At 60.9% G+C, this 26,506-nt stretch carries 29 protein-coding genes, 1 tRNA gene and 1 pseudogene; 12 read left to right on the top strand and 19 right to left on the bottom strand.

Annotated elements, in window-relative coordinates; translation table 11 throughout:
* Window positions 1-13: 13 nt before the first annotated feature.
* The 8 genes from RL_RS01150 to RL_RS01115 form a co-directional block, all read right to left on the bottom strand.
* Entirely contained in the window at window positions 14-1,021 is a 1,008-nt protein-coding gene (locus RL_RS01150; protein WP_003544510.1) for a type II secretion system F family protein, read from the bottom strand.
* A gap of 5 nt (window positions 1,022-1,026) precedes the next feature.
* Window positions 1,027-2,502: a CpaF family protein gene (locus tag RL_RS01145; protein ID WP_011650026.1), complete on the bottom strand. Its 1,476-nt coding sequence runs from the start codon at window positions 2,500-2,502 to the stop codon at window positions 1,027-1,029.
* A 33-nt stretch (window positions 2,503-2,535) separates the two neighbouring features.
* Window positions 2,536-3,813, bottom strand: a complete 1,278-nt coding sequence (locus tag RL_RS01140; protein WP_003544506.1) for an AAA family ATPase — start codon at window positions 3,811-3,813, stop codon at window positions 2,536-2,538.
* 14 nt (window positions 3,814-3,827) lie between these two features.
* Window positions 3,828-4,580, bottom strand: a complete 753-nt coding sequence (locus tag RL_RS01135; protein ID WP_011650025.1) for a CpaD family pilus assembly protein — start codon at window positions 4,578-4,580, stop codon at window positions 3,828-3,830.
* A complete protein-coding gene (locus tag RL_RS01130) occupies window positions 4,577-6,076 on the bottom strand; it encodes a type II and III secretion system protein family protein (protein WP_032992384.1) in 1,500 nt (499 codons plus the stop codon). Before RL_RS01130 ends, RL_RS01135 begins: the two co-directional genes overlap by 4 nt.
* Window positions 6,077-6,087: 11 nt before the next feature.
* Window positions 6,088-6,903, bottom strand: a complete 816-nt coding sequence (cpaB, locus tag RL_RS01125) for a Flp pilus assembly protein CpaB (protein ID WP_011650023.1) — start codon at window positions 6,901-6,903, stop codon at window positions 6,088-6,090.
* 110 nt (window positions 6,904-7,013) lie between these two features.
* On the bottom strand, window positions 7,014-7,526 hold the full coding sequence (locus RL_RS01120) for an A24 family peptidase (RefSeq protein WP_011650022.1): 513 nt from the start codon (window positions 7,524-7,526) through the stop codon (window positions 7,014-7,016).
* Window positions 7,527-7,650: 124 nt separating this feature from the next.
* A complete protein-coding gene (locus RL_RS01115) occupies window positions 7,651-7,836 on the bottom strand; it encodes a Flp family type IVb pilin (RefSeq protein ID WP_003544495.1) in 186 nt (61 codons plus the stop codon).
* A 379-nt stretch (window positions 7,837-8,215) separates the two neighbouring features.
* Here RL_RS01115 and RL_RS01110 point away from each other — a divergent pair, with 379 nt between their 5' ends.
* The 8 genes and pseudogenes from RL_RS01110 to RL_RS01080 all read left to right on the top strand — a co-directional run bounded on the left by RL_RS01110 (window position 8,216) and on the right by RL_RS01080 (window position 13,774).
* Complete coding sequence (locus RL_RS01110) at window positions 8,216-8,626, top strand: pilus assembly protein N-terminal domain-containing protein (RefSeq protein WP_011650021.1); 411 nt, start codon at window positions 8,216-8,218, stop codon at window positions 8,624-8,626.
* Window positions 8,627-8,741: 115 nt separating this feature from the next.
* Window positions 8,742-9,377: a TadE/TadG family type IV pilus assembly protein gene (locus RL_RS01105; RefSeq protein ID WP_011650020.1), complete on the top strand. Its 636-nt coding sequence runs from the start codon at window positions 8,742-8,744 to the stop codon at window positions 9,375-9,377.
* Window positions 9,377-9,958: a TadE/TadG family type IV pilus assembly protein gene (locus tag RL_RS01100; protein ID WP_011650019.1), complete on the top strand. Its 582-nt coding sequence runs from the start codon at window positions 9,377-9,379 to the stop codon at window positions 9,956-9,958. The genes RL_RS01105 and RL_RS01100 overlap by 1 nt, the downstream gene beginning before the upstream one ends.
* Before the next feature lie 159 nt (window positions 9,959-10,117).
* Window positions 10,118-11,338, top strand: coding sequence for a phosphopentomutase (locus RL_RS01095; protein WP_011650018.1), 1,221 nt, complete (start codon window positions 10,118-10,120; stop codon window positions 11,336-11,338).
* The gene (locus RL_RS01090; RefSeq protein ID WP_011650017.1) at window positions 11,335-12,303 is read left to right on the top strand and encodes an adenosine deaminase; all 969 of its coding nucleotides are present in this window, start codon (window positions 11,335-11,337) and stop codon (window positions 12,301-12,303) included. Before RL_RS01095 ends, RL_RS01090 begins: the two co-directional genes overlap by 4 nt.
* A gap of 146 nt (window positions 12,304-12,449) precedes the next feature.
* Window positions 12,450-13,079, top strand: coding sequence for a uracil phosphoribosyltransferase (gene upp, locus RL_RS01085; protein WP_003544477.1), 630 nt, complete (start codon window positions 12,450-12,452; stop codon window positions 13,077-13,079).
* A 50-nt stretch (window positions 13,080-13,129) separates the two neighbouring features.
* Window positions 13,130-13,180 (top strand): annotated as a pseudogene (locus RL_RS41090) (hypothetical protein); the annotation flags it as partial.
* Between the two features lie 24 nt (window positions 13,181-13,204).
* The gene (locus RL_RS01080) at window positions 13,205-13,774 is read left to right on the top strand and encodes a TIGR02281 family clan AA aspartic protease (RefSeq protein ID WP_028740638.1); all 570 of its coding nucleotides are present in this window, start codon (window positions 13,205-13,207) and stop codon (window positions 13,772-13,774) included.
* A 6-nt stretch (window positions 13,775-13,780) separates the two neighbouring features.
* Here RL_RS01080 and deoA read toward each other — a convergent pair whose 3' ends face one another.
* From deoA to RL_RS01035, 9 genes are all read right to left on the bottom strand, one after another.
* Window positions 13,781-15,088 carry a thymidine phosphorylase gene (gene deoA / locus RL_RS01075; RefSeq protein WP_011650015.1) on the bottom strand — a complete coding sequence of 436 codons (1,308 nt, stop codon included), beginning with the start codon at window positions 15,086-15,088 and terminating at the stop codon, window positions 13,781-13,783.
* A gap of 1 nt (window position 15,089) precedes the next feature.
* Window positions 15,090-15,866, bottom strand: coding sequence for a deoxyribose-phosphate aldolase (deoC, locus tag RL_RS01070; RefSeq protein WP_011650014.1), 777 nt, complete (start codon window positions 15,864-15,866; stop codon window positions 15,090-15,092).
* Window positions 15,867-15,981: 115 nt separating this feature from the next.
* Entirely contained in the window at window positions 15,982-16,782 is an 801-nt protein-coding gene (locus RL_RS01065; protein WP_011650013.1) for a purine-nucleoside phosphorylase, read from the bottom strand.
* On the bottom strand, window positions 16,779-17,168 hold the full coding sequence (locus tag RL_RS01060) for a cytidine deaminase (RefSeq protein WP_003544464.1): 390 nt from the start codon (window positions 17,166-17,168) through the stop codon (window positions 16,779-16,781). The genes RL_RS01065 and RL_RS01060 overlap by 4 nt, the downstream gene beginning before the upstream one ends.
* A gap of 1 nt (window position 17,169) precedes the next feature.
* Window positions 17,170-18,141, bottom strand: a complete 972-nt coding sequence (locus RL_RS01055) for an ABC transporter permease (protein ID WP_011650012.1) — start codon at window positions 18,139-18,141, stop codon at window positions 17,170-17,172.
* 10 nt (window positions 18,142-18,151) lie between these two features.
* Window positions 18,152-19,255, bottom strand: coding sequence for an ABC transporter permease (locus RL_RS01050; protein WP_011650011.1), 1,104 nt, complete (start codon window positions 19,253-19,255; stop codon window positions 18,152-18,154).
* 7 nt (window positions 19,256-19,262) lie between these two features.
* A complete protein-coding gene (locus RL_RS01045) occupies window positions 19,263-20,774 on the bottom strand; it encodes an ABC transporter ATP-binding protein (protein WP_041936129.1) in 1,512 nt (503 codons plus the stop codon).
* Window positions 20,775-20,862: 88 nt separating this feature from the next.
* Complete coding sequence (locus RL_RS01040; RefSeq protein WP_011650009.1) at window positions 20,863-21,855, bottom strand: BMP family lipoprotein; 993 nt, start codon at window positions 21,853-21,855, stop codon at window positions 20,863-20,865.
* Between the two features lie 317 nt (window positions 21,856-22,172).
* Complete coding sequence (locus tag RL_RS01035) at window positions 22,173-22,490, bottom strand: hypothetical protein (protein WP_011650008.1); 318 nt, start codon at window positions 22,488-22,490, stop codon at window positions 22,173-22,175.
* Between the two features lie 228 nt (window positions 22,491-22,718).
* Here RL_RS01035 and RL_RS01030 point away from each other — a divergent pair.
* Window positions 22,719-22,808: transfer RNA gene (locus RL_RS01030), tRNA-Ser, on the top strand.
* A 100-nt stretch (window positions 22,809-22,908) separates the two neighbouring features.
* On the opposite strand, the gene RL_RS01025 is transcribed toward RL_RS01030, so the two are convergent.
* Entirely contained in the window at window positions 22,909-23,385 is a 477-nt protein-coding gene (locus RL_RS01025; RefSeq protein WP_011650007.1) for an Lrp/AsnC family transcriptional regulator, read from the bottom strand.
* Between the two features lie 41 nt (window positions 23,386-23,426).
* Here RL_RS01025 and RL_RS01020 point away from each other — a divergent pair, with 41 nt between their 5' ends.
* The 3 genes from RL_RS01020 to RL_RS01010 all read left to right on the top strand — a co-directional run bounded on the left by RL_RS01020 (window position 23,427) and on the right by RL_RS01010 (window position 25,146).
* Window positions 23,427-24,047 carry an RBBP9/YdeN family alpha/beta hydrolase gene (locus tag RL_RS01020; RefSeq protein WP_041936128.1) on the top strand — a complete coding sequence of 207 codons (621 nt, stop codon included), beginning with the start codon at window positions 23,427-23,429 and terminating at the stop codon, window positions 24,045-24,047.
* A 234-nt stretch (window positions 24,048-24,281) separates the two neighbouring features.
* Window positions 24,282-24,491 (top strand): KTSC domain-containing protein, encoded by a 210-nt coding sequence (locus RL_RS01015; protein WP_041936127.1) that lies wholly within the window; start codon window positions 24,282-24,284, stop codon window positions 24,489-24,491.
* 415 nt (window positions 24,492-24,906) lie between these two features.
* Entirely contained in the window at window positions 24,907-25,146 is a 240-nt protein-coding gene (locus RL_RS01010) for a CrpP-related protein (protein WP_041936126.1), read from the top strand.
* Here the strand turns inward: RL_RS01010 and pncB are convergent.
* Window positions 25,128-26,432, bottom strand: coding sequence for a nicotinate phosphoribosyltransferase (pncB, locus tag RL_RS01005; protein WP_011650004.1), 1,305 nt, complete (start codon window positions 26,430-26,432; stop codon window positions 25,128-25,130). The two genes, RL_RS01010 and pncB, sit on opposite strands and share 19 nt — an antisense overlap.
* Window positions 26,433-26,506 lie beyond the last annotated feature (74 nt).

Raw genomic sequence — 26,506 nt, 5'->3', positions numbered from 1 at the left:
TGCGTCCTTCCGGCTAGATGTCAAAATTGACCATGTTGCGCATGACGAAAATGCCTATCGACATCCAGATCGCCGAGACACCCATGATGAAATGGCCGCGCGGGTCGGTGAAAAGGATCATCATGTAATTCGGCGACGTCATGTAGACGAGGGTCGCGACGATGAAGGGCAGAGCCCCGATGATGACGGCCGACGCCTTGGCTTCCATCGAGAGCGCCGAGACCTTGGCCTTCATCTTCCTGCGCTCGCGCAGCACCTTGGAGAGGTTGCCGATCGCTTCCGACAGATTGCCGCCGGCCTGCGACTGGATGGCGATGACGATGGCGAAGAAGTTGACTTCCTGGAGCGGCATGTGGATCGTCATGCGGGCGCAGGCGTCGGGAATGCTGAGGCCTACCTGCTGCGCCTCGATCACCCGCAGGAACTCGCTCTTGACAGGTTCGGTGCCTTCGGTGGCGATAAGGCGGATCGCATCGTTGAGCGGCAGGCCTGATTTGATCGAGCGCGTGATGACGTCAAGCGCATTGGGGAACTCGTTCAAAAATTTGGTCTGGCGGCGTTTGATTAGGAAGCCGACGACCCAGCGCGGCAGGCCGAGACCGGCAACGACGGCGATACCGATCATGACCATCAAGGATGCGCCGACGACCAAGGCGATAAGCAGCAGCACGGAGGCGAAGACGGCGCTGATGAGGTAGAATTTCGCCGCCGTGATCGTTAGGCCGGCCTGCACCAGCCGCGATTTCATCGACACGGTCTTCTTGGTCTTTTCGTGCTGGCGCTTTTCCAGATCCTTCAGATTGTCCTGCACGGATTTGCGGCGCTTCGACAGCTCCTGCACCCGGTCACGGGCGGCCTTGACCTTGACCCGGTCGCTTTCGGCCGATTTGACGCGATTGATGCGGCTTGCCGATTTCTTGTCGGCCTCGATCTTCGAAAACAACAGGGCATAGGCGACCGCCGCCGCGGAGACGGCGGCGAGGACGACGATTGCCAACACTATCGGATCGAACCCGAACATCGCGCCTATTCCTTCGTTTTCGCTTCCATTGCGTCGAGGGCGGCGGCAAGACGCTTTTCCTCGTTGAAGTAGCGCGCGCGATCCCAGAAATGCGGCTTGCCGACGCCGGTCGACATGTGCCGGCCGACCAGGCGGCCGTTCGCATCCTCGCCTTCGATCTCGTATCGCATCAGGTCCTGGGTGATGATGACGTCGCCTTCCATGCCGATCACCTCGGTGATCTGCGTGATGCGGCGCGAACCGTCGCGAAGGCGTGCCGCCTGAATGACGACGTCGACCGAGCTTGAAATGATCTCGCGCACCGTCTTTGCCGGCAAGGTAAAACCGCCCATGGCGATCATCGATTCGATACGGCTCAGGCATTCGCGCGGCGTATTGGCGTGGATGGTGCCCATCGAGCCGTCGTGACCGGTATTCATCGCCTGCAGCAAATCGAAGACCTCCGGTCCGCGCACTTCGCCGACGATGATGCGCTCGGGACGCATGCGCAGGCAATTCTTGACGAGATCGCGCATGGTGATCTCGCCCTCGCCTTCGATATTCGGTGGGCGCGTTTCGAGACGGACGACATGCGGCTGCTGCAGCTGCAGTTCGGCGGTATCCTCGCAGGTGATGACGCGTTCGTCCCTGTCGATATAGTTGGTGAGGCAATTCAGAAGCGTCGTCTTGCCCGAGCCGGTGCCGCCTGAAATGACGACATTGCAGCGCACGCGCCCGATGATCTGCAGCACGGTTGCGCCTTCCGGCGTGATCGCACCGAAACGGACGAGCTGATCGAGCGTCAGCTTGTCCTTCTTGAACTTGCGGATGGTGAGCGCCGGCCCATCGATCGACAGCGGCGGCGCGATAACGTTGACGCGCGAACCATCCGGCAGGCGGGCGTCGCAGATCGGGCTCGATTCGTCGACGCGGCGGCCGACCTGGCTGACGATGCGCTGGCAGATGGAGAGAAGCTGCGCATTGTCGCGGAAGCGGATCTCCGATTCGATCGTCTTGCCGCCGACTTCGATGAAAGTCTGGCCGGCGCCGTTGACCATGATGTCGGCGATGTCGTCGCGCGCCAGCAACGGCTCCAGCGGGCCGTAACCGAGGACGTCGTTGCAGATATCCTCGAGCAGTTCTTCCTGCTCGGAGATCGACATCGCAAAGTTCTTGATGGTGATGATGTCGTTGACGATGTCGCGGATTTCCTCCCGGGCGCTTTCGCCGTCGAGCTTGGAAAGCTGCGAGAGATCGATGGTGTCGATCAGCGCGGAAAAGACCTGCGCCTTGGTGTCGTAATATTCATCGGTGCGGGCCGGGCGCTTGCGCTGCGGCGTCTGCATCTGCGGTGGCGTCACCTGCTGGCGTGCGGACTCGCGCGAGGGTTCGACCAGAATGGAGGGGGAAGAGGCCGCAGGGGCGGCGGCCGGAGCCGGCGGCGGAGGAGCAATCGCCCCCCCGACCTTTCCGGAACCTTCGTTTCCGCGTTTTCCAAACATGCCACTCGATCCAATCTGCTCGTTCTAACTTGTCTACTTGCGCTTCAGGAGGCCCAGCAGGCCGCCCTTCTTCGCCTTCTTGATCGCGACACGGCCGGTGACGATATGCGATATCTGCGAAAAGGTTTCCGCCGTCGGCGACTTCGGGTCGACTTCGGAAATCATCCGGCCGCTGTTGGCGGCGTTGCCGAAAAGATTGATGTCGAAGGGAATGATCGCGATCGGATCGATCTCCAGCGGCTCACAAAAATCCGACGGCGAAATCTCCGGCCGTTTCGGCATGCCGACCTGATTGAGGATGAGATGCGGCGGCCTGTCGTTCGGCCGCATCTTGCGCAGCGCGTCCAGCATGTTCTTGGCGTTGCGCAGATTGGCGAGATCGGGAACCGCTGCGATGACCACCTCGTCGACGCTCGACAGCACCGAGCGCGTCCATTCCGACCATGCATGCGGAACATCGAGCACGGTGACGGGCGCGCTGCGCTGCAGAACGTCGAGCACCGGCTGGAAGGCCTGGCCGTCGAAATCATAGGCACGGTCGAGCAGCGAGGGCGCGGCAAGCAGCGACAGATGCTCGGAGCATTTCGTCAGCAGGCGGTCGAGGAAGACCTCGTCGAGACGATCGGGTGCGAAGACCGCTTCGGCGATGCCCTGGGCCGGATCTTGATCGAAGTCGATGTTCGCCGTGCCATAGGGCAGGTCGAGATCGGCGAGGATCGTCTCGGTGGAGAAGAGATTGGAAATGCCAAAGGCGCAATTATGCGCGATGGTCGAGGCGCCGGTGCCGCCCTTCGAGCCGATGAAGGCGATGCTGCGACCGAGTGGCTCGGCGTCCGGATCGACAAAGATCGAGGCCATCGCCGTGAGGATATCGGGCATGGCGACGGGCTGAACCATATATTCGGAAATGCCGTTGCGGATGAGTTCGCGATAAAGCCCGATATCGTTGTAATAGCCAATAATGACGACCTTGGTCGTTGGATCGCAGACGGCGGCGAGTGGCGCGAGTTCGCCGAGCAGGTTCGCGGCATTCGCCTTGGTCTCAAGGATGATGAGGTTCGGCGTCGGGGCGCCGGAAAACATATTGGCGGCAGCGGCGACGCCGCCGCTGGTGATGCGCATGCTGACTTTCGCGACGCGCCGATCATTGGCGCAGCGTTCCATGACATGCTGCAGGGCCTCGCTCTCGCAGAAGGCATGCACGGAGATGCGCGGCAGCGGCCGCATGTTTTCCAGATCTGCCATGCGCACCGCCTCCTCGGCGTTGCGAAGCTCGCTGGGATTCCTGATTTCGTATTCGATCGCGCTCATCGTTCCGTTCCGCCTCAGAATCCGCTGTCGCCGGCATCTTCGATCGTCGTCGTCGTCGTCCGGTATTCCTGGATGGCATTGTTACGCCGCTGCGCGTCGATCGGGGTCATGCCGCGGGGCGCCACCAGATCCTCCGGATTGGCGATCTGGGCGGCAAGGTTGTTCTGCGAGGCGCAGCCGAAATTATAGTAGTTCTGGTTGGTCAAATCGTTCGATATGTCCTTCGGCCATTGACCGCATTGTGTGGTGACCGCGGTGGTGCCGGTAAAGCTCAGCCGGATCGGCGCCGCATCGCCGGGACCGACCGCGGCATAGGAGGTGTTGACGATTTTCGAGCTTGCGATCCCCCTCGATGTCAGCTCGGCACGAACCTGATTGCGCAGCTGATAGGCTGCCGCCGAATTGGGCGAGCCTTGCGGCGACAGCACGTAAACCGGGCCCGAGGCGCGCGAGATGTAGTTTGCGGCAAAGCCACGAATGAGGTCGCGCTGGGCGATGGTCAGGCGGCGATCGGTGGAGGCGACGGGTATATCCACCGTCTGCTCCGCCTCCGTGACGATGATCGGGTGGCGGGCGCGGTAGTCGTCCGGAATGCCGCCGGTCGTCAGCTGGTCATGCGGGCCGGCGCATCCGGATAGGATCGCCACCGACATGGCGACCGTGGCAAAAAGCGCCTTCGAGATTCCGAGACGGGGTGTCGTCGCATTCATATGGGCCATCGCCTGATCTCTGTTTTCTGCCATCGCTGCTGCTCGCGCCCCGCTCATTTGTAGATGAACCCGATCGAGCCGTGGAACTGCGCATCGGCGACGGGCGCCTCACGGCGGCCATAGACTTTGTTGACACGGTTGAGGAAGAAGGTCGCACCGTCATTCTCAGGACTGAAATTGTCGTCCGGCCGGTTGAGCTGATTGCGCGCCACCGGGCGCACCAGATAGGGCGTTGCGATGATGACGAGTTCGGTTTCCTGACGCTCGAACCCCTTCTGGCGGAAAAGCGTCCCGAGCAGCGGGATCTTCGAAACGCCGGGTGTGCCGCCCATCGTCTGGGAAACGTTGTCGCGGATAAGGCCGGCCAGCGCGATCGAACCGCCCGAGGGCAGCTCCACCGAAGTCTCGGCCGACCGGCGCTGATAAGTGGCGTTGCCGCTGCCGGCTACCGGTTCGGAGACATTAGTCTTGATCTGCAGGCTGATGCGGCCCGATGACAGCACGACCGGTTTGAAGGCGAGGTTGATACCGTAGTTGAACGGTACGACGGTGACGTTGCCGTCGCTGTCGGTCGTCGAATAAAGCTGCTGGCCGCCCGAGTTGAAGGTCGCGGCCTGGCCCGATATCGCCGTCAGCGTCGGCTCGGCGAGCGTCTTGACGACCTTGGCCTGTTCCAGCGCGTTAAGGTAGGTCGAAATGTCGTATTTGCCGATCGAGCTCTTGAAGAGCGCCGCCAGGCCGCCGCCGACCGTCGCCGTCGCGCTGTCGGCGCTTGGGCTGCCGAGCTGGGCGACCGTCATGCCGGAGGAATTGGAAACCAGATTGTCGAAGCCGAGCTGCTTCAGCACCTCGCGGCGGACCTCGGCGATCGTTACCTTGAGGGTGACCTGGTCCTCGCCCTCGATCTGCAGGAGGTTGACGACCTGTGAGCTCTGGCGACCTTCGGCAAAGAGCGCCACCGAGCTGTCGCCGCCGGTGCCGGATGCGGTTTCGGTTCTGGTCGTCGCCTCGCCGCCCTTCAGGAAGACCTGCGCCAGATCGGCCGCCTGCGTGGCATCCTGTGGCGTGCGCACCGTGCCGGTCAGCACGATGTTGTCGGAGACGATTTCGACGTTGATGTTGGAGTCGCGAATGAAGCGACGGAGATTGACTTCGAGGCCGGAGACGTCGCGCTCGATCTCGATGTCGAGATTGACGATCTCCTGTCCACCGGCGCCGAAGACGAAGATATTCGTCTGGCCGACCTTCTTGCCGAACAGGTAGATGCGCCGCGAGGTGCGGGTCACGGCATCGGCCATGGTCGGATCGGAGACGAGGATATCATGCGCATCCTCCGGCAGATCGACGACGACGGCCTTGTTGAGCCCGAGCTTCAGCCGGCGATGGGCATTGGAGCCGGTCTGCGAGATCCGGACCAGGCTATCGGAATCGGCGCGCGCCTCGCCTGCAGCGAAAAGCGTGGCGAAAGAGGCCGGCACCATACCGGAGACGCCGATTGCCAGAGAAAGACAGCCTGTCACGAGAGGTCCGGCGCGCCGCATTGAATTGCCCATTTGCACGTCCCTTACTCCGCCTTCGGTGCTGCGCTGGCATCCGTGACGATGGCGCCCGATTTGATGACCTGGATGATCGCACTGCCGTTGTCGCCGCTCAGCAGATAGTCGGCGGCACTGGTATCCTGCTCCTGCGCATCGGCGACCGAGCGCAGCGCCAGCGACAGGCGGTCCGCCATCTGCTGGGCGACGGCAAGAACCTTCGTTTGATCGGGCGTGAGTTCGAGCGTCGCGGTCGTGCCGACCACCGATTTCGAGCCGTCGTCCTTTTCCTGGATCTGCTGGTCGATGGCGAGGACGCGGACATTGCTCAGCACGGTTTCGGTGATGAGCTTGTCGGCCTCAGCGCCCTTGCGGACCATGATGACGTCGACGCGATCATTCGGCAGGATGAAACCGCCGGCGCCCGTTGCCACCGATATCTCGGTCGCGACGGCGCGCTTGCCGGCCGGCAATAACGAGGAGAGGATGCGGCTGCTGGAATCGGCAATCTTTTCCGGCCGGATCGGTTCGCCTTCGAAGATCGGCAGACGCACGACGGCGCCCTGCAGATCCTTGACCGCATCCGGCTTGTCGGCTTCGGTGATGAGACCGGGAACGACGCCGCCCTGCGGCCAGGCCATCCAATGCACCGACTGATCGTCCAGCCTTGCGCCGACCGACAGATTGGCGCTCGAGACGAGGATGTTGACGGTCGGTTCCTTCTCGACGACCGAGCGGACCTGGGTAACGACACCGCCACTACCCGCCATTTGCATTGCCAGGAGGCCGGCAAGGCCGGCTGCCACCACGGCGACAGCTAGGATTATAAGGCGGGCCGGTTTCATCGATCATTCCTCAGGGCACGATATGTTCGCCCTGTAGAATGCTCAGCAATTGGTATAATTATGGTTAATGGAATGCTTACATTTTAAGTTAACGGGCATTTAAAATGCCGTTATTTCAGGCTTTCCAGCGCGGCGAGGAACAGCGGCGAGGAAGGAAAGGCCATGAAACCGCCGATCGCGATCGCAATGCCGTAGGGGATCTTCTTGGCGAGCAGGACCGAGTTCGGTACCGGCAGCCCGATGGCGAGGATAGTGTCCGATTGCCCTCTCACCAGCAGGATCAGCAAGGTGATGAGGCCGCCAATCATGGCGACGTCGGTCATCAGGAAAAGCAGGGATTCGTTCAGACCGAACCAGAGCGCGGCGGCGCTCATCAGCTTGGCATCGCCGCCGCCCATCACATTGAAGGCGAAAAGAGCAAAGCAGGCGCTGAAGACGATGGCGGCGCCGGCAAGATGCATGCCGATCTCCGCTAGGCCCAAGCCTGAGAGCGGCGCGAGGACGAAGAAAGAGGCGGTCAGGATCACGGAAATGCGGTTCGGGATCGTCATGGTGAACAGATCCGAGAAGGCCGCCATGGCAAGGCAGAGTGGCAGTATTACGAAGACTGCGGCTGCGATCATGCGTATACCCGATCGTGACTTGATGCGAAAAGGCTCACGGCTGTTCAGCCTGTGAGCCCGCTCGATAAATCGGCAAGAGCGAATCCGGCCGTATTCATTTCAATGCCAGCTGGCGGCACTTAACTTAGTTCGACGCCGTAACGCCGGTATTCATCTTGGTGCCCAAATTGTTGAACGTGGTGCCGATCCTGTCGCCGAGGGTCGTTGCGCCGGTGATGAGCGCTACGGAAATGAGGGCGGCGATCAGGCCGTATTCGATTGCGGTCGCGCCGGATTCGTCCTTCAGAAAACGGCTAAAAAGCTTGGTCATGGTAACTCCTAACTCCAGTTGATGTTCAGCACGTCCGCCAACTGTTGCCGTTGATCGGATGACTGCAACCTAGCGAATGGCCGTTTCCATCGGCTTAAGGAAAAGAGTTAACGACACGTGAACGAGACAACAGGCCTTTGTAGAGTCAGTATTTTCTTACGCACTTACCTCAATATTTAACAATATTCCTGGAATAACCGCTGCATTCATCCGGAAATAGCACAAATTCCGCTTCCAACCGAGGCGTGCGCCGCCCGAATGCCGTACCAAATCGGATCATTGCGCTTCATCCCGGAACAGAGTGGTAGGCTTAAGGCTTCGTTCACCAATTTTTTCCATTCTATGCGGATATTGCGCTGTGATCGTGAAAGAGGACCCAATGTCATCGAGCGGCAAAACCATTTTCTTTGCCGGCATGATCGCCGTTTTCGGTATTTCGGGAGTGTCCGCGGCCGCAGACGATGACATGCTGCGCGTCTACATGGATCACGCGCGCGTCTTGAAGCTCGATCGCCCTGTCAGCAAGGTGATTGTCGGCAATGCCGCAGTTGCCGATGCGACCGTCGCCGACGCCAAGACCATCGTGCTCACGGGACGCAGCTTCGGCACCACAAATCTGGTCCTCCTCGATGCCGACGGCAATGCGATCCTCGACGAACGCATCCTGGTGTCGATCGACGAGGGCAATACGGTGCGCGTCTACCGGCAGACCCAGCGCTCCGTGCTGTCCTGCACACCGAATTGCGAGCAGCATGCGCAGCAAGCGGCCACGGCGACCTCCTCACCCTGAGCACCATCTCTGAGCTTTCTCGACCATTCGTTAAAATCGTCGTGTCAGGTTGAAACGGAAAATCAACGAACGGACCTTAGTCTGACGACTGGAAAATGTCGCTCGGATCCAGGCAATGACGGTAATTGATCAGAAGACGGATAAGGGGCGCGCCTTTGCGCCGTTCCGTTTCTTACGGTTTCGCACCCTTGCCCGTTCGCGCGAGGGTGCTGCGGCGATCGAATTCGCGCTACTCGCCATTCCCTATTTCCTGGTGATTTTCGCAATCCTCGAAACTTTCGTCGCCTTCGCCGCCGAGGAACTGGTCTCCAATGCCGTCGATACGATGAGCCGCCGGATGCGAACCGGGCAGATCACCTATAATCTCGGCCGCACCACCGATATGAACCAGGCGCAATTCCGCCAGGCTTTCTGCGATGAGATCTCGATCCTGATCCGCTGCTCGGCGAGCGAAGTCGCCACACCAAGCAAGCTCTACCTGGATGTGCAGACGTTCAGCACCTTCTCGGCCATTCCGACGACGATCCCCAAGGTTTCCACCGACAAATATGCCGACATCAACACGGCTGCCTTCAAATTTGCGCCGGGCGGCGCCGGCACGATCAACATGGTCCGCGCCTATTACCGCTGGGAAATCATCACGGATCTGGTCCGGCCCTATATCACCACGATACGTCCCTCCGACGGCTCGATGCCGAGCCAATATCTGATCGTCGCGACCGCGGCCTTCCAGAACGAGCAGTATCCATAATGGCGTTGCGCAACCCGTTCACCAGATTGGTCCTGACGATGCGGCGGCTGGCCCGGGACCGAAAGGGCGCCGGCGCGATCGAATTCGCGATCCTCTTTCCCGTGCTCGTCATGCTCTATATCGGCGCTTTCGAGATCACGGTCGGCCTCAGCGTCAGCAAGCGCGTGACTCGCGCCGCAGGAACGGTGGCCGACCTCGTCACCCAGCAGCAATCCGTCACGAAGAGCGCGCTCGCGCAGATGCCGTCGGTGGCAACAGCAATCTTCGTGCCGTACAACTCCACGTCGCTGACGCTGAAGATCACCGGGATAACCATCGATGCCGGTGCCAATGCGAAGGTGCTCTGGTCCTGGGCGAAGGACGGTACGGTGCCCTATGCCAAGAACACCGCGGTGACCAACGTGCCAGCGGATATGAAGACGGCGAACAGTTTCCTTGTTCGTACCGAGCTCAGCATCCCCTATACGATGTTCCTGTTCGCCCCCAACTTCATGCCGGACGGCATGCGCACGATCACGATCAGCCGCAGTTATTTCTACCGCCAGCGGCAAGGCGACTCGATCCCCTGCGGCGACTGCTGACGGTCCTTCCCGCTCAATTCAAAGTGTTACAGCATCCTTTGCGCGTCTGAAAAAGACGCGCGGCGCTGTTATTTGCCAAGCCGGCCGCAGCATTATATGGCTGGATCTCAGCCGCCTCCGATATTCCAGAGGCCGGCGATCGGCTCTCTCGGGTGTAAAATGGCGCGTGCTTTTCTTTTTGTTCTGGATTCCTTCGGCGTCGGCGGAGCGCCGGATGCGGCGGCCTATGGCGACGAGGGCGCCGATACGCTTGGCCATATCGCCGAATTCTGCGCAGCCGGCGCAGCAGACCGCGCCGGATTGCGCGAAGGGCCGCTTTCCCTTCCCAACATGTCGGAACTCGGACTGATGCAGATCGCGCGGTCCGCCTCCGGCCGATTCCCGGCTGGTATGCCCGTCCCGGAAAAGGTCTACGGTATTTATGGCGCCGCCACCGAAATCTCCCGCGGCAAGGATACACCGTCGGGCCATTGGGAGATCGCGGGAACACCTGTCAGTTTCGATTGGGGTTATTTCCCGATAGAGGGTGACGCCTTTCCCCAGGAATTCATCGAGGCGCTGTGCAGGGAGGCTGACGTGCCCGGCATTCTCGGCAACTGCCATGCCTCGGGAACGGAGATCATCGCCCGGCTCGGCGAGGAACATATCCGCACCGGCAAGCCGATCTGCTACACCTCGTCGGATTCCGTCTTCCAGGTCGCGGCGCATGAGGTACATTTCGGCCTCGATCGTTTGCTCGCCTTCTGCGGTTTGGCCCGGGGGCTGCTCGATTCCTACAATATCGGCCGTGTCATCGCCCGGCCCTTTATCGGCCAGTCCGCCTCTACTTTCCAGCGCACCGGAAACCGGCGCGACTTCTCCGTGCTGCCGCCGGAGCCGACGCTGCTCGACCGGCTGATCGAGCAAGGCCGGCATGTGCACGCTGTGGGAAAGATCGGCGACATCTTCGCGCATCAGGGCATTTCCAGGGTCATCAAGGCGAATGGCAACGAGGCGCTGATGGATGCGTCACTCTCGGCGATCGACGCGGCTGAGGACGGCGACCTCGTTTTCACCAATTTCGTCGATTTCGACATGATCTACGGTCATCGCCGCGACGTGCCGGGTTATGCCGCGGCACTCGAAGCCTTCGATGCGCGCTTGCCCGACGTCCACAAGAAACTGAAGCCCGGCGATCTCGTCGTGCTCACCGCCGATCATGGCTGCGATCCGACCTGGCGCGGCACGGACCATACGCGCGAGCGCGTGCCTGTCATCGCCTACGGCCCCGGCATCCGGTCGCGTTCGATCGGCGTGCGCCGCGGCTATGCCGATATCGGCGAGAGCATCGCCCGGCATCTCGGCATCCCGGCCGGACCGCACGGAAGGAGTTTTCTGTGACATCGCATTTGAAGAAGGTCGAACTGCACTGCCACCTGGAGGGTGCGGCACCTCCGGCTCTGACCGCGGCGCAGGCACGGAAATATGGCGTCGACATCAGCGCTGAGCTTCGCGACGGTGCCTATGTCTGGCATGATTTCGCAAGCTTCCTCGTATGTTACGACAAGGTTTCCGAGGTCTACAGGACCGAGGAGGACTATGCGCTTCTGACCGAAACCTATCTCGACGAACTCGCCGGCATCGATACGATCTACAGCGAGCTCATCGTTTCGCCCGACCACGGCAAGCGCATCGGGCTGGGCGCCGATGCCTATATATCCGGTATCTGCGAAGGCATCCGGCGAGCCAGGGAAAAGAGCGGCATCGAGGCCCGGCTGATCGTCACCGGCGAGCGGCATTTCGGTCCGGAGAGCGTGATTGGTGCTGCCGAATATGCGGCAAGGGCCGCTAACCCTCTGATTACCGGGTTCAACCTTGCCGGCGAAGAGCGCATGGGCCGTGTGGCCGACTATGCCCGCGCCTTCGATATCGCCCGCGATGCCGGCCTCGGGCTCACCATCCATGCCGGCGAGGTCTGCGGCGCCTTCAGCGTCGCCGACGCGCTCGATGCGGTGCGCCCTTCGCGCATCGGCCACGGGGTGCGCGCCATCGAGGATCTCGATCTGGTGACGCGGCTTGCCGATCTCGGCACCGTGCTCGAGATCTGCCCGGGCTCCAATATCGCCCTCGGGGTCTTTCCCGATTTCGCGTCCCATCCGCTGCGCCGGCTGAAGGACGCAGGCGTGCGGGTGACGATCAGCTCGGATGATCCGCCATTCTTTCATACTTCGCTCAAGCGGGAATACGAACTTGCGGCCGGGACCTTCGGCTTCGGCGATGCCGAGATCGATGCCATGACGCGCACGGCGATCGAAGCCGCCTTCGTCGACGATGAGACACGCAAGGCCCTGCTCGCCCGAATTTGAGGGCTGGAGCCTTTCCTGTTCAGAAGTATTCTGACCAGGAAAGGCTCCGGAGATTGGGGATGATCGGCACAAATTGACCGCCACTCTTGCGGTCGGGCCGATTTCCGTGAAAGAAACATTCGATAGAAAGAATGAAAGGCTTCCCCATGGACGGCGTCACGGTCATCGATCATCCGCTTGTGCAGCACAAGCTCACCATCATGCGGCGCAAGGAGACATCGACGGGAAGTTTCCGGCGCTTGCTGCGCGAAATCTCGACGCTGCTCTGCTACGAGGTGACCCGCGATCTCGAACTGACGATGGAAACGATCGAGACGCCACTGCAAACGATGGAATCGCCGATCCTCGAGGGCAAGAAGCTGGTCTTCGCTTCGATCCTGCGCGCCGGCAACGGGCTGCTCGAAGGGATGCTCGATCTGGTGCCGTCCGCGCGCGTCTCGCATATCGGCGTCTACCGCGACCACGAGACGCTGCAGCCGGTCGAATATTACTTCAAGGCGCCGGAGGACGTGGCCGAACGGCTGATCATCGTCGTCGACCCGATGCTTGCGACCGGCAATTCCTCGATCGCGGCGATCGACAAGCTCAAGGAACGCGGTGCCCACAATATCCGCTTCCTCTGCCTGCTTGCCGCCCCGGAAGGCATCCGCAACTTCCGCGCCGCGCATCCCGATGTTCCGGTTTTCACCGCATCGATCGACAGTCATCTCAACGAGAAGGGCTACATCATGCCCGGTCTCGGCGATGCCGGCGACCGCATGTACGGCACCAAGTAATTTCAACCTTCCTTTACCAAATCGAAAGACTTTGAGGCCCGGAGGTTCGTTCCGGGCTTTTTATTGTCGACATTAGCAACTTATCAGCACTTGAGGTTTAGCAAGCTTGGAGCATGAGGCCCTGCATGAAGCCGGGTTTATACAGGAAGGATTTCTGTTTCATGCTCGTGCGTACCGTCCTATTCGCCAGCATCGCCGCGGTGCTCGCCACACAGGTGCCTTCCTTCTTCGGAGGCACCAGCCAGCAGCCCGCTGAAACTCTCTCCGCCAATTACGTATCGGCCCAAACCGAGCAGCCGGTCGCACCGGAGCCCGTCTACGGCAGCAATGCGATCCGCCTGCAGGCCGATGCGCAGGGCCACTATACCGGCAGCTTCAAGATCAACGGCAAGCCGGTGCAGGGCCTGATCGATACCGGCGCCACCTATGTAGCGCTCAACGAGACGCTCGCCCGCCGGCTGGGCTTCACCGCCAACCAGCTCGATTTCCGCTATGGGGTGAACACGGCGAACGGCCAGACGAAGGCCGCGCATGTGACGCTCGACCGCGTCGAGATCGGCGGCATTCGCGTGCGTGAGGTCGAAGCCTTCGTCCTGAAGGACGATGCGCTGACGACGACGCTGGTCGGCATGAGCTTCCTGCAGAAGCTCGCCTCCTATTCCGTCGCCGACGGTTCGCTCAGCCTCAAGCAATAAACCGCGTCAGATCAGGCCCGCAATCACCGGTGTCAGCTCCGGCTTCTCCTCTGTGATGCGGTAGTGCGCGGCAAGTGCCGCAACTGCTCTCTCCGCCGCGGCGTCGTCGGCGGCATGAACCAGCGCGATCGGTTCGCCGGCATTGACCCGGGTGCCGAGCGGCAGGAGTTCGGAAAAGCCGACGCGATGATCGATCCGGTCCGCCGGATGGCGTCTTCCGCCGCCGAGATCGATGACACTGACGCCGATACCGCGCGCATCGCAGGCGGCAAGCCAGCCGGACCGGGCGGCCGGAACAGGCTTTGCGACCGGCGCCCTGGCCAGGTACCGGTCGGGGTTTTCGATCAGATCGGCCGGGCCGCCGAGCATGGACACCATGCGCGCGAAGACCTCGGCCGCCTTTCCCGATGACAGCGCCCGACGCGCCATTCCCTCGGCTTCATCAGACGAGGCGGCGATACCCGATTTCACCAGCATTTCGGCGGCGAAGGCAAGAACGACGGTCTCAAGCCGCGTGTCGGCCTTTCGGCCTGCCAGGAAATCCAGGCAGTTGCGCATCTCGACAGCGTTGCCGGCACTATCGGCGAGCGGCTGGTTCATGTCGGTGATCAGTGCCGAGGTCTTCACGCCTGCGCCATTGGCCACCTCGACCAGCGACTGCGCCAGAGTCTCCGCCTGGCCGCGGTCCACCATGAAAGCGCCGTTGCCGACCTTGACGTCGAGCACCAATGTCTCGAGCCCGGCCGCAAGTTTCTTCGAGAGGATGGAGGCGGTGATGAGGGGAATGGAATCGACGGTGGCGGTTACGTCGCGCACGGCATAGAGCCTGCCGTCGGCGGGCGCCAAGGTCCCGGTCTGGCCGATGATGGCGCATCCCGCCTCCTTCACGACCTTGTGGAACAGATCCGCATCCGGGGTGATCATATAGCCGGGAATGGATTCGAGCTTATCCAGCGTGCCGCCGGTGTGGCCGAGGCCGCGTCCGGAGATCATCGGAACGGCGAGGCCGCAGGCGGCGGCGATCGGCGCCAGCATCAGCGAAACATTGTCGCCGACGCCGCCGGTCGAATGTTTGTCGGCGATCGGGCGATCGACATCGGCCCATTGCAGCCTGTCGCCGGAATCGGCCATCGCCAGCGTCAAGGCCACGGTTTCGGTCCGCGACATGCCCTTGAACCAGACGGCCATGGCGAATGCGCCGATCTGGCCTTCCGACAACTGACCGGCAGCCAACGCAGCGATGAAGGAGCTGATCTCGGCGGCGTCGAGTTCGTCGCCATCGCGCTTACGCCGGATGATCTCCTGCGGAATCATTTCAGTAGCCCGACGCCGCAGCCGAGGCCGACTGTGTTCCGCTCAGAACAGACAGGATATCGTCGAGCAGGTCGGAAGCGCCGAAGCGGAACGTCGACGGCATCGCCCAGTCCGGTGTCATGATGGTTTCGGCAAGGCTCAGATAGAGTGCAGCATCTGCCACCGAGCCGATGCCGCCGGCCGGCTTGAAGCCGACCTTGCGGCCGCTCTCGCGGATAGCGCGGATCATGATGTCGGCGGCTTCGAGAGTCGCATTGACGGCGACCTTGCCGGTGGAGGTCTTGATGAAATCGGCGCCGGCTTCGATGGCGAGTTCGGAGGCATGGCGGATCAATGCGGCATCCTTCAGCTCGCCGGTCTCGATGATGACCTTCAGCAGGACGGGGCCGGCGCATTCTGCGCGCACGGCCTTGACCATGTCGGTCACTGCCTTCTCATTGCCGGCGAGCAGCTTGCGGTAGGGGATGACCAAATCGATCTCATCGGCTCCATCGGCAATCGCCTCGCGGGCTTCAGCGGCGACATCGGCTACTTCCATATCGCCGGAAGGGAGGTTGACGACGGTCGCGATACGCACGGCGTGCCCAGTGCCAAGGATATTGCGGGCCTGAGCGACGAATCGCGGCCAGATGCAGATCGCAGCGCTGGTGCCGTAGGGCGTCTGCGCACGGGCGCAGAGCGCGTCGATTTGCGCCTCGGTGCAATCATCCCTCAAATTGGTGAGATCGAGAAGAGAAAGGGCGACAGCCGCCGTCTCCCGGTTGGAATGGCTATTCATCTTCGCTTCCTCTAGAGCATGATGCCGAAAAGTGTGAGCGGTTTTCGGACGACATCATGCTCTAACTCTTTAATTTAGAACAGGATTCAGATTTCAGGCCGACCCGGCCTAGAAATCATCCTCTTCCAGCCGCAATCATGTCTTTCAATATGGCGGCGAGACGGGCGCCGCCGATGGGCGCCATGTCCTTGGTTTCTTCATGGCTGAGCTCATTGCCGGTCATGCCTGCCCCATAGTTGGTGATAACGGAGGCGGCTGCAACCCTCAGGCCCAGCATTCTTGAGATGATGACCTCGGGCACCGTCGACATGCCGACGGCATCGGCACCGAGGATGCGCGCCATGCGGATTTCGGCCGGCGTTTCGAAGCTTGGACCGGAGAACCACATATAGACACCTTGCGCCAGCTCGATTTCAAGCTTCGCCGCTGCCCTCTGCATCGCCGCGGCAAGGCCCGCATCATAGGCATTGGTCATGCCGACGAAACGGTGATCGCTTTCCTCGCCGATCAGCGGGTTCATGCCGGAATAGTTGATGTGATCGGTGATCTGCATTACCGAACCGGGCGGCATGTCGTCGCGCAGCGATCCGGCCGAATTGGTCAGGATCAGCGCTTCGACGCCGAGCGCCTTCAGCACCTCGATCGGCAGGCGCATGGCGTTGGCATCGCCCTTCTCGTAATAATGCACGCGGCCGGAGAGCATGACGACAGGCACGCCGCCGAGGCGGCCGGCGACGACTTCGCCTGCATGTCCGGAGACGGCGCTGACGGGAAAGCCCGGCAGGTCGCGATAAGGGACACGGACGGCTCCGTCCAGCTCACCGACGAGGGAGCCGAGACCAGAGCCGAGCACGATGCCGTGGCGCGGCTTGATGCCGCCGAGCAATGCGGCGAGCAGGCTGACGGTCGCCTTCATCCGAGTTCGGTCTCGAAGCTGAAGGGAAGAAGCTCTTCCATTGTCATGGTCTTCTTCACGCCCGCTTCATCGCAGAGGTAGATCTTCGTCTCCTTGGAGGCGAATTCGGAGATCTTCTGGCGGCAGCCGCCGCAGGGTGGGCAGAGCGGCAGTTTTTCGGCAATGACCGCCATTTCGACGATCTTCTTCGCGCCGCCCATGATCATGGCGCCGATCGCCGTCGGCTCGGCGCACCATCCTTGCGGGAAGGAGAGGTTTTCGATGTTGGCGCCGGTATAGACCTTGCCGTCCTCGGCGCGGATCGCGGCACCGACCGGGAATTTCGAATAGGGCGCATGGGCAAAGGCCATGGCGCCGCGGGCGGCTTCGAACAGATCGTGAGACATATCAACGCTCCTTCGTATAGGGCACGCCACCGGCTTTCGGCGGGGTTGCGACGCCGATGAAGCCGGCAAGCAGGACGCAGGTGAGGACATAGGGCAGCGCCTGGAAGACCTGAACCGGCACTTCGCCGATCAGCGGCACCTGCTTGCCCTGCATGAAGTTTGCCAGCGCATCGAGGAAGCCGAAGAGCAGGCAGGCAAACATGACGGGCACCGGCTTCCACTTGGCAAAGACGAGAGCGGCGAGCGCGATGTAGCCCTTGCCGGCCGACATGTCCTTGATGAAGGCGGCGGACTGGGCGATGGCCAGATAGGTGCCGGCAAAGCCGCAGAGAATGCCGGCACACATGACGGCGCGGTAGCGCAGCCAGGCAACGGAAATACCTGCCGTATCGACCGCGCCCGGATTTTCGCCGACGGCGCGAAGGCGCAGGCCGAAACGTGTGCGGTAAAGCACCCACCAGGAAAACGGTACGGCGAGAAAGGCGAGGTAGGTGAGTATATTGTTGCCGGATATGACATTGGCATAAAGCGGGCCGATGATCGGAATGTCGCGGGCGACGTCGGCGCCCGGCAGGATGATCGGCGCAAAGCGCGAATCCGGCGCCAGCTGCGGCGTGCGCCCGCCCTGGCCGAACCATGCCTGGCCGAGCACGATGGTGATGCCGGCGATGAAGAAGTTGATCGCCACACCTGACACAATCTGGTTGCCGCGATTGGTGATCGAGGCAAAGCCGTGCACCAGGCTCAGCGCCACCGAGCAGAGGATGCCGGCACCGAGGCCGAGCCAGGCCGAATCGGTGAGATAGGCAACGCAGGCGGCGGCAAAGGCCGAGCCCAGCATCTTACCCTCGAGGCCGATATCGAAGATGCCGGCGCGTTCCGAAAACAGACCGGCAAGGGCGGTGAAGATCAGCGGGATCGACAGGCGGATGGTGGAGGCTAGAACGCTGATGAAGATGTCATAATAATCCATCGCCCGCTCCTTAACCGCGCTTGAACTGCTGATAGAGGCGCACCATCGCCGGCCGGAACATATATTCCAGCGCGCCGGCAAAGAGGATCACCAGACCCTGGATGACGAGGATCATCTCGCGGGTGATATTCGGCATTTCGAAGGAGATCCAGTCGCCGCCCTGGTAGAGGATGCCGAAGAGGAATGCCGCCAGGATGATGCCAAGCGGATGATTGCGGCCCATCAGCGATACGGCGATGCCGACGAAGCCGGCGCCGCCGACGAATCCCACCTGCAGGCGCGCGGAGGCGCCCATAACCGGATTCAGCGCCATCATGCCGGCCAGCGCGCCGGAGAGCATCATCGCGATCATCACGATTCGTACGTAGGGAATACCGGCGTATGAAGCAGCTGTCGGGCTGACGCCCAGCGTGCGCATCTCGAAGCCAAGTTTCGTGCGCCAGATTAAAAGCCAGACGACGTAGCACATAACCAGTGCAATGATGAAAGAGACATTCAACGGGGCAGCACCCAGCTTTGTCCCGAATATTTCCATCAGCCATGTTAGCTTCGGCAACTGCCCACCCTCGAGGAATGTGCGTGTTTCCGGCGCCATTTTGCCGGGCACGATCAATACGTGCACCAGCAGGTAGTTCATCAGCGAGGCGATGATGTAGTTGAACATGATCGTCGTGATGACGATATGGCTGCCGCGCTTCGCCTGAAGCCACGCCGGTATGAAGGCGGCAACCGCGCCGAAGAGTGCAGCGCCGACCACCGCAACCGGCATCGTCACATACCATGGCACGTAATTATCGAGCGAAAGCGCCACCAAAGCACAGCCGAGGCCGCCCATGTAGGCCTGGCCTTCGGAGCCGATGTTGAAGAGACCGGCATGGATTGCCACTGCGACGGAAAGGCCGGTGAAGATGAAGCTCGTCGCGTAGAACAGCGTGAAGCCGATGAATTCGCCATTGCCGAGCGCACCCTCGATCAGCAGCGACAGCGCATCGAGCGGGCTCTCGCCGATCAGCCAGACGACGAATCCGGAGATCAGGAAGGCGACGATAAGGTTCAAAATCGGGATGAGGCCGTAATTGATCCAGTTTGGCAGCGGAACGGAAGCAGTGCTCATAAAGGCCTCATGCGGCAATGCCGGCCATCATCAGGCCGAGGGTCTGTTCACCGGCATCGGGCGTCTTCTCGCCGACGACATGGCCGGCAAACATGACAAGGATACGGTCTGAAAGGGAGCGGATTTCATCGAGCTCGACGGAGACGAGCAGGATCGCCTTGCCCGCGTCGCGCATTTCGATGATACGGCGGTGGATGAATTCGATAGCGCCGATATCGACGCCACGTGTCGGTTGGCCGATGATCAGCATCTTCAGATCGCGTTCGATCTCGCGGGCGACGACGATCTTCTGCTGGTTGCCGCCGGAGAAATTCGCCGTCTTCAGACGCGGGTTTGGCGGGCGGATGTCGTATTTCTCGATCTTCTCCATCGCATCCTTGCGGATCGCTTCGAGATCGAGCAGCGGGCCTTTGCTGTAGGCCGGGCGGCGATGATAGCCGAGCACGGAATTTTCATATTCCTCGAATTTCAACACCAGGCCCATATGGTGGCGGTCCTCAGGAATATGCGCGAGGCCGAGATCACGCAGGCGGGCGGGATCAGCCTTGTCGATCGTCTGGCCGTCGAGAAGAATTTCACCGGAGGTCGGCTTGCGGATGCCGGCAATTGCCTCCAGCAATTCGGATTGGCCATTGCCGGCGACACCGGCGATGCCGACGATCTCACCGGCGCGCACGTCGAAGGAGACGTTGTCGACCATGGTGACGCCGCGATTGTCCTTGACCGTCAGGTTGCGGACAGACAGCACGGCAGATCCGGGGTTGGCCTCGCCCTTCTGCACGCGCAGCAGCACGCGGCGGCCGACCATCAGTTCGGCGAGTTCCTCCACCGTCGTCTCCGCCGTCTTGCGGGTCGCGACCATCTCGCCGCGACGCATGACCGAGACCGTATCGGTGATCGCCATGATCTCGCGCAGCTTGTGGGTGATGAGGATGATCGTCTTGCCCTGGTCGCGCAGCACCTTGAGAATGCGGAAGAGGTGATCGGCCTCCGCCGGCGTCAACACGCCGGTGGGCTCGTCGAGGATCAGGATCTCGGCGCCGCGATACATGGCTTTCAGGATCTCGACACGCTGCTGCAGGCCGACCGGGAGCTCTTCGATCAGCGCGTCCGGATCGACCTCCAGGCCATATTCCGTTTCCAGCCGCTTGAGCTCGGCGCGGGCCGAGGCAACGCCTCTCGCCAGCAGCATGCCGCCTTCGGCGCCAAGCATGATGTTCTCGAGCACCGTGAAATTATCGACCAGCATGAAGTGCTGGTGCACCATGCCGATGCCGGTGGCGATCGCCGCCTGGCTGTCGCGGATGGTGACGGGATTGCCGTTGACGCGGATCTCGCCGCTATCGGCATGGTAGAAACCGTAGATGATCGACATCAGGGTCGATTTGCCGGCGCCGTTTTCACCGATGATGCCGTGGATCGTCCCCTTGGCAACGGTCAGGTTGATGTCCTTGTTGGCATGGACGGCACCGAACTTCTTGTCGATGCCGACAAGCTCGATAGCGGGCTTATCTGTCACTGCAGGCTCCAAATAAGAAAAGGGCGTATGGCGAAAATCCCCTCCGCCATACGCCCGATCTCAATCGTCGATCACATTCGGGCGCGGATCACTTCGGGCAAGCGTTGTCCGAGGTATAATCGTGAACCTTGATGGTACCCGCGATGATATCGGCCTTGGCCTTGTCGACGGCAGCCTGCATTTCCGGCGTGATCAGCGACTTGTTGTTGTCGTCGATCGCGGCGCCGACACCATCTTCCTTGACGCCGAGCGCCTGGACGCCAGCGGTGAACTTGTCGTTCTTGGTGTCGTTGTAGGCATTGTAGACGGCGAGGTCGACGCGCTTGACCATCGAGGTCAGGACCGAGCCCGGATGCAGATGGTTCTGGTTGGAGTCGACGCCGATCGACAGCTTCTTGTTGTCGGCGGCGGTCTGCAGAACGCCGAGACCGGTGGCGCCGGCTGCCGCATAAACGACGTCAGCGCCCTGGTCGATCTGGTTCTTGGTGAGCTCACCGCCGCGGACCGGGTCGTTCCAGGCAGCGCCCGTGGTGCCGGTCATGTTCTGGAACACTTCGATATCGGCCTTGACGGAGCGGGCGCCCTGCTCGTAGCCGCATTCGAACTTGCGGATCAGCGGGATGTCCATGCCGCCGACGAAGCCGACCTTGCCGGTCTTGGAGGCCATGCCGGCGAGAACGCCGACGAGGTAGGAGCCTTCTTCTTCCTTGTAGACAACCGAACGGACGTTCGGCTTGTCGACGACGGAGTCAACGATGATGAATTTGGTATCCGGGAATTCGGCTGCAACCTTCTCGATAGCCGAGGTCCAGGCGAAGGAAACAGCAACCACCGGATTGAAACCGCGGCTTGCGAAGTTGCGGATGGCCTGTTCGCCCTGGGTGTCGCCCGTCGGCTCGAAATCGCGATAGGCAATGCCGGTCTCGGCCTTGAACTTCTCGGCACCGTTATAGGCCGCCTCGTTGAAGGACTTATCGAACTTCCCGCCGGTGCCGTAAACCAGCGCCGGCTTGACATCGGCGGCAAGCGCCGTCGTCGACATGGCAGCCACGGCAAAGAGAGTGAGAAGGGATTTTTTCATTGTGCAGCCCTGTTGTTGCTATTCGTTAGGGGTCCTCCCGCAAGCCCTTTTCGGGCATGTCTGCGGAACCACCGACCTCCCCCCGGAGGCCTGGCTGCGCGCATCCTTGCATGGCTCACGGAAAAATTCACCAGAAATTTTTCAGCTGGTAAAGATTTGCAGCGATTGCCGAAAATCAGCTCTTCGGGGCTGATTTTTGGACAATCCTTGCATCGGAATGCGGATTTTCTAGCCAATCCTCTGACAAATGACGCGGCGGTAGAGGGGCGAATGCCCACCCGGATTTCCCGCCGGATCGTGTTGGCAGAACCACCTTGCTATGCGGTGAAGCGACCGGCCACCGACGGCTTCTTGTAGCCGATCATCCACAGAAGCAGCGCGATCACCAGGAAAACGGCAAAGGCCGGCTGGAGCATCAGCCACTGGAAGATGAGGGCGTAGAAACGCGGGTGGATATAATAGGAAAGGGAGGATTGCAGCGACGTCAGCGTTGTCGGGCTCACATCCTGCCAGGCATCGGAGATCGGCGTCATCACCACGGAGGACGCCGCAACCGATTGGATCGAATCGATGGTCCCGGCAATCACGGCCGCCGCAAGCGCGACAAGACTCGCCAGACGCAACAGGAAACGCATCAATTCCTCCGACGCTCGATATGCCGGACAATTCCGGCCGGCCGCGCCATTCTCCACCTTCGAGAATTACATAGTCATCGATGAGGTGAAGCACAATGGAGGGGCCGAGGCGAGTTTTATCCGAAGAAGTCAAAAAACTGTTAGATTTCGGTTGATCGGCAAAAATTCATCGGTATATATCGCGCCGTTCCGACGATTTGCTCCTATCCGGGCGCGAACGCCAAAAAAGGACAGGTGGCCGAGTGGTTTAAGGCGCACGCCTGGAACGCGTGTGTACGTGAAAGCGTACCGTGGGTTCGAATCCCACCCTGTCCGCCATACCCTCATTTTCAATATTGATTCAAACCGTATCGAGAGCGGGACGCGCAAGCGTATTGGCGGTACGCTTCGATAGAACAAGCTGGTCGTCCGCATACTCTCAAGGGCGCTGCAGCAGGGCGCGTCCAATCGGCTTCGGATTCTCGCTGCGCAACACCAGAGATGTCGTCACGGCCCCAAAACGCGCGATCGTGTCAACGATCGTTTCCAGCTCTCCCGGCGCCGGAACCAGCACCTTCAAGAGAAAACAGTCCTCTCCGGTGAGGCGCAATACCTCCATGACCTGCGGCATCTCCGCGAACTGTTTCAGACAGGGTTTGATATGCTCATGCGTCGTGCGCAAGCGAAGCACAGCCGTCATTCCAATTCCCAAAGCGGTGGGGTCGATACGGGCGGCGTAACCGACAATGATGCCGCGGTCTTCCAGCCGCTTGACCCGTTCTGATGCTGCCGGCTGAGAGAGCCCGACCCGTCGACCGAGTTCGGAAACCGCAATGCGTCCGTTTTCCTGCATCGCTTCGATAATGGCGATATCGGTTGGATCGAGCTGTACCCGATTGTTTTCCTGAAAAGCCATGGGATCACCTTGAAATCATCGGAAAGAGACGCGGTTTTCCGATGATCATTCATTCCGAAGCAAATGAAAATGGATCATTTTCACCGGCGCGGATGATCAGAGGAAAAGACATGAAGGACATCATCATATTGCCGGGGATTGGCGGTTCGGGCGAGGCTCATTGGCAAACACGCTGGGAACGGTCGAACCCTTATATGCGGCGTTTCCAACCGACCAATTGGGAAAAACCCGACCTGGCGGACTGGATTTCAGCCCTGGAGCGCGCCGTCGGCGCATCGACAACCCCTCCCCTGCTGGTCGCCCACAGCCTTGCCTGTCTGCTGGTCGCTCATTGGCAGCAGGTTTCTTCGCTGGCCGTTGCCGGAGCGTTTCTTGTGGCAGTCCCGGATCCGCAGTCCGCGTCATTCCCCAAGGAGGCGGCCGGATTCGCCGATCCGCCGTCGCAAAGGATGCGCTTCCCCACTCTGATTATCGCAAGCGGTGATGATCCCTTCGGCACGCTCGACCATGCCCATGCGCGAGCCGACCTGTGGGGCAGCGGTCTTGTCGCGATCGGTCCTTTCGGCCATATCAACGGGCAAAGCGGCCTTGAGGACTGGGGCCAGGGAAAGGCCTTGCTGACGGCGTTCTCCGCCGGATTGGCAAGATCTGATCGGGCTTGATCTTGTTTTCGGGCTCACGATCGAATGGACGAAACACGCCTTTGCGTGTGCTGGATCCGTGCGAGACCGAACAACGAAATGGCCCGCTTGCCTGCGTATCCTCGAGGCCGTCGCTCCGATGGCGCTGCGAGATTTAGACGTTCAAAGATTCCTGATTTTTTACCATGCAGCTTCACCGCGTCTTTGCACGTTTGGGTTTATCGTCTGCCAAAATCAAAAACAGAGGTAAAACAGGTGGAAGAACTTTCGGTAAAGTCGAAGATCATCAAAACCGTCTATTTCAGCCAGGAAGACGGGCGGCTCAGGATTTGCTTTAAGAATGGCGAGGAGCGGCTGTTCGAAGGCGTTCCGTCCTCGGAAGCCCATGCGATGACGGTGGCACCGTCTCCCGGCCATTATTACCTCGACCGGATCAGAACCCGGTTTCGCAGACTGGCTGCCTGAAAAACCCGAAGGATAGCTTGTGCGAAATCGGGGCGAGGCCGGTGGATATTAACCGGCTGTTAGCCCTCGATATCATCTGGGTTGGATCGCCCCTGCCGGAAAGCGCCAACGTGTCGGGGCTGCCGGCCTGTTCAAGGTAGGCCAGCCGGGAGGCTCGGCGGCGGACCCCAGCCAGGAAGTCGAGCCTCCCCGTCACCGGTGTGCTCGTTGAGATTAATGGCGAAACACATTGAACGGCTTTCGGACGCCGCTACGCCCTGCTGCCTGATTGAGCTGACCCCGGGCCGTTACGACCGATCATCCCCTAGGCTAGCGAATAGGGGCTAATCCTGTGAAAAACCCAAATTATCGCATCCGGACTCGACAATGCTTTATTAGCATGATTGCATAAATCGGGATAAAGACGGGGGTAACGATGTTCGAGAATCTGCTTGAGATGCAGGAGCGTGGCGCACGGGATCGTGCACGTGGCCGCAGCTTGGCCGACAATCCGATGTCGAAGCCGGATATCCTGCCGATCGCCGATTTTCAGGAATGGTACTCGATGTTCGACGCCTGGCGCTTCGGTTGGTCGATCGAGGATGCGATGGCGGGGCACATCAATATGCCCTGGGATAGCGGCACATTGGCCCGGACCTACACCAGAACGGTCTGATCGATCCTGTCCTCGGCGCCGAAGAATTTCAGGTAGCGTTCGACCTCGGCCGGTTCGCCGGTCGCCTTCTGCGGGTTGTCGGAGAGCTTCACCGCCGGACGGCCGTTGGCGTCGCTGACCTTGCAGACAACGGAGATCGGGTTGAGGCCGGAGATCTCGATCGGCGCGCAGCCGGAAAAATCGTTCGTCAGGTTCGTGCCCCAGCCGAAGCTCATGCGCACGCGGCCTTCGAAATGCCGGTAGGTATCGATGATGGCGTCGACATCGAGGCCGTCGGAGAAGATCAACAGCTTCTGGCGCGGATCGCGACCCATCTTCTTCCACCAGTCGATAATCTTCTCGCCGCCTTCGATCGGCGGGGCACTGTCCGGGCGGAAACCGGTCCAGTCGGCGACCCATTCCGGCGCGTCGCGCAGGAAGGCTGCGGTGCCGAAGGCATCCGGCAGCACGATCAGCAGGTTGCCGCCATAGAGCTTGTTCCAGTCGCGCAGGATCTTATAGGGCGCGTTGCGCAGCTGCTCGTCGGTTTCGGCAAGGGCGGCGGCCACCATCGGCAGCTCGTGAGCATTGGTGCCGACGGCCTCGAGATCGGAATCCATCGCCAGCAATACGTTGCTGGTACCGGCAAAGGCCGGGCCGATGCCTTCCTTCAGCGCCTCGACGCACCAGCGCTGCCAGAGGAAACTGTGGCGGCGGCGAGTGCCGAAATCGGAGATACGCAGGCCCGGCAATTCCTTCAGCCGTTCGACCTTCGACCACATCTTCGCCTTGGCGCGAGCATAGAGCACATCGAGGGTGAATGGACCGAGCGCCTTCATCGCCGAGCGGGAGCGCAGCTCGTTGACGATGGCGAGCGCTGGGATTTCCCACATGGTGGTTTCCTTCCACGACCCGTGGAAATCCAGCACATACTGGCCGTCCTTCTTCGACAGCTCGTATTCGGGAAGCTGGAAATTGGAAAGCCAGGCAAGGAATTCCGGTTCGAAGATCTGCGCGCGGCCATAGAAGCTGTTACCCGCAAGCCAGATCATTTCCTTTTTGGAAAGTCTCAGCGTGCGGGCATGATCGAGCTGCTCGCGCAGCTCGCCTTCGTCGAGCTCCTCGGCCAGACGCACACGCTTGGTGCGGTTGATGAGGGTGAAGGAAGCGTTCACATCAGGATAAAGCTTCCAGATCATCTGCAGCATCAAAAGCTTGTAGAAGTCGGTATCGATCAGACTGCGGATGATCGGATCGAGTTTCCAGGCGTGATTGTAGACGCGTCTTGCGATATCGGTCCTGGCCATCAAACTCCCGCCCCTGTCCACTCCGGTCAGGTGCTGCCAAATTCCTGGGTACTGCCAAGTTCCCGGCCGGCGCA

Source organism: Rhizobium johnstonii 3841, assembly GCF_000009265.1.
Classification (GTDB): Bacteria; Pseudomonadota; Alphaproteobacteria; order Rhizobiales; family Rhizobiaceae; genus Rhizobium; species Rhizobium acaciae.
The sequence above is the reverse complement of the archived record's forward strand: the minus strand, read 5'-3'. Positions and strand labels throughout refer to the sequence as shown.

Bases quoted from the DNA above. Each gene is read 5' to 3' on its own strand.
- RL_RS01150 (WP_003544510.1), bottom strand. From the start codon at position 1,021: ATGTTCGGGTTCGATCCGATAGTGTTGGCAATCGTCGTCCTCGCCGCC.
- RL_RS01130 (WP_032992384.1), bottom strand. From the start codon at position 6,076: ATGGGCAATTCAATGCGGCGCGCCGGACCTCTCGTGACAGGCTGTCTT.
- RL_RS01100 (WP_011650019.1), top strand. From the start codon at position 9,377: ATGGCGTTGCGCAACCCGTTCACCAGATTGGTCCTGACGATGCGGCGG.
- RL_RS01145 (WP_011650026.1), bottom strand. From the start codon at position 2,502: ATGTTTGGAAAACGCGGAAACGAAGGTTCCGGAAAGGTCGGGGGGGCG.
- RL_RS01115 (WP_003544495.1), bottom strand. From the start codon at position 7,836: ATGACCAAGCTTTTTAGCCGTTTTCTGAAGGACGAATCCGGCGCGACC.
- RL_RS01040 (WP_011650009.1), bottom strand. From the start codon at position 21,855: ATGAAAAAATCCCTTCTCACTCTCTTTGCCGTGGCTGCCATGTCGACG.
- RL_RS01010 (WP_041936126.1), top strand. From the start codon at position 24,907: ATGTTCGAGAATCTGCTTGAGATGCAGGAGCGTGGCGCACGGGATCGT.
- RL_RS01055 (WP_011650012.1), bottom strand. From the start codon at position 18,141: ATGGATTATTATGACATCTTCATCAGCGTTCTAGCCTCCACCATCCGC.
- pncB (WP_011650004.1), bottom strand. From the start codon at position 26,432: ATGGCCAGGACCGATATCGCAAGACGCGTCTACAATCACGCCTGGAAA.
- RL_RS01120 (WP_011650022.1), bottom strand. From the start codon at position 7,526: ATGATCGCAGCCGCAGTCTTCGTAATACTGCCACTCTGCCTTGCCATG.
- RL_RS01020 (WP_041936128.1), top strand. From the start codon at position 23,427: ATGATCATTCATTCCGAAGCAAATGAAAATGGATCATTTTCACCGGCG.
- upp (WP_003544477.1), top strand. From the start codon at position 12,450: ATGGACGGCGTCACGGTCATCGATCATCCGCTTGTGCAGCACAAGCTC.
- RL_RS01140 (WP_003544506.1), bottom strand. From the start codon at position 3,813: ATGAGCGCGATCGAATACGAAATCAGGAATCCCAGCGAGCTTCGCAAC.
- RL_RS01025 (WP_011650007.1), bottom strand. From the start codon at position 23,385: ATGGCTTTTCAGGAAAACAATCGGGTACAGCTCGATCCAACCGATATC.
- RL_RS01050 (WP_011650011.1), bottom strand. From the start codon at position 19,255: ATGAGCACTGCTTCCGTTCCGCTGCCAAACTGGATCAATTACGGCCTC.
- RL_RS01110 (WP_011650021.1), top strand. From the start codon at position 8,216: ATGTCATCGAGCGGCAAAACCATTTTCTTTGCCGGCATGATCGCCGTT.
- deoA (WP_011650015.1), bottom strand. From the start codon at position 15,088: ATGATTCCGCAGGAGATCATCCGGCGTAAGCGCGATGGCGACGAACTC.
- RL_RS01080 (WP_028740638.1), top strand. From the start codon at position 13,205: ATGAAGCCGGGTTTATACAGGAAGGATTTCTGTTTCATGCTCGTGCGT.
- RL_RS01135 (WP_011650025.1), bottom strand. From the start codon at position 4,580: ATGAGCGGGGCGCGAGCAGCAGCGATGGCAGAAAACAGAGATCAGGCG.
- RL_RS01105 (WP_011650020.1), top strand. From the start codon at position 8,742: ATGACGGTAATTGATCAGAAGACGGATAAGGGGCGCGCCTTTGCGCCG.
- RL_RS01095 (WP_011650018.1), top strand. From the start codon at position 10,118: ATGGCGCGTGCTTTTCTTTTTGTTCTGGATTCCTTCGGCGTCGGCGGA.
- RL_RS01035 (WP_011650008.1), bottom strand. From the start codon at position 22,490: ATGCGTTTCCTGTTGCGTCTGGCGAGTCTTGTCGCGCTTGCGGCGGCC.
- RL_RS01065 (WP_011650013.1), bottom strand. From the start codon at position 16,782: ATGAAGGCGACCGTCAGCCTGCTCGCCGCATTGCTCGGCGGCATCAAG.
- RL_RS01060 (WP_003544464.1), bottom strand. From the start codon at position 17,168: ATGTCTCACGATCTGTTCGAAGCCGCCCGCGGCGCCATGGCCTTTGCC.
- cpaB (WP_011650023.1), bottom strand. From the start codon at position 6,903: ATGAAACCGGCCCGCCTTATAATCCTAGCTGTCGCCGTGGTGGCAGCC.
- deoC (WP_011650014.1), bottom strand. From the start codon at position 15,866: ATGAATAGCCATTCCAACCGGGAGACGGCGGCTGTCGCCCTTTCTCTT.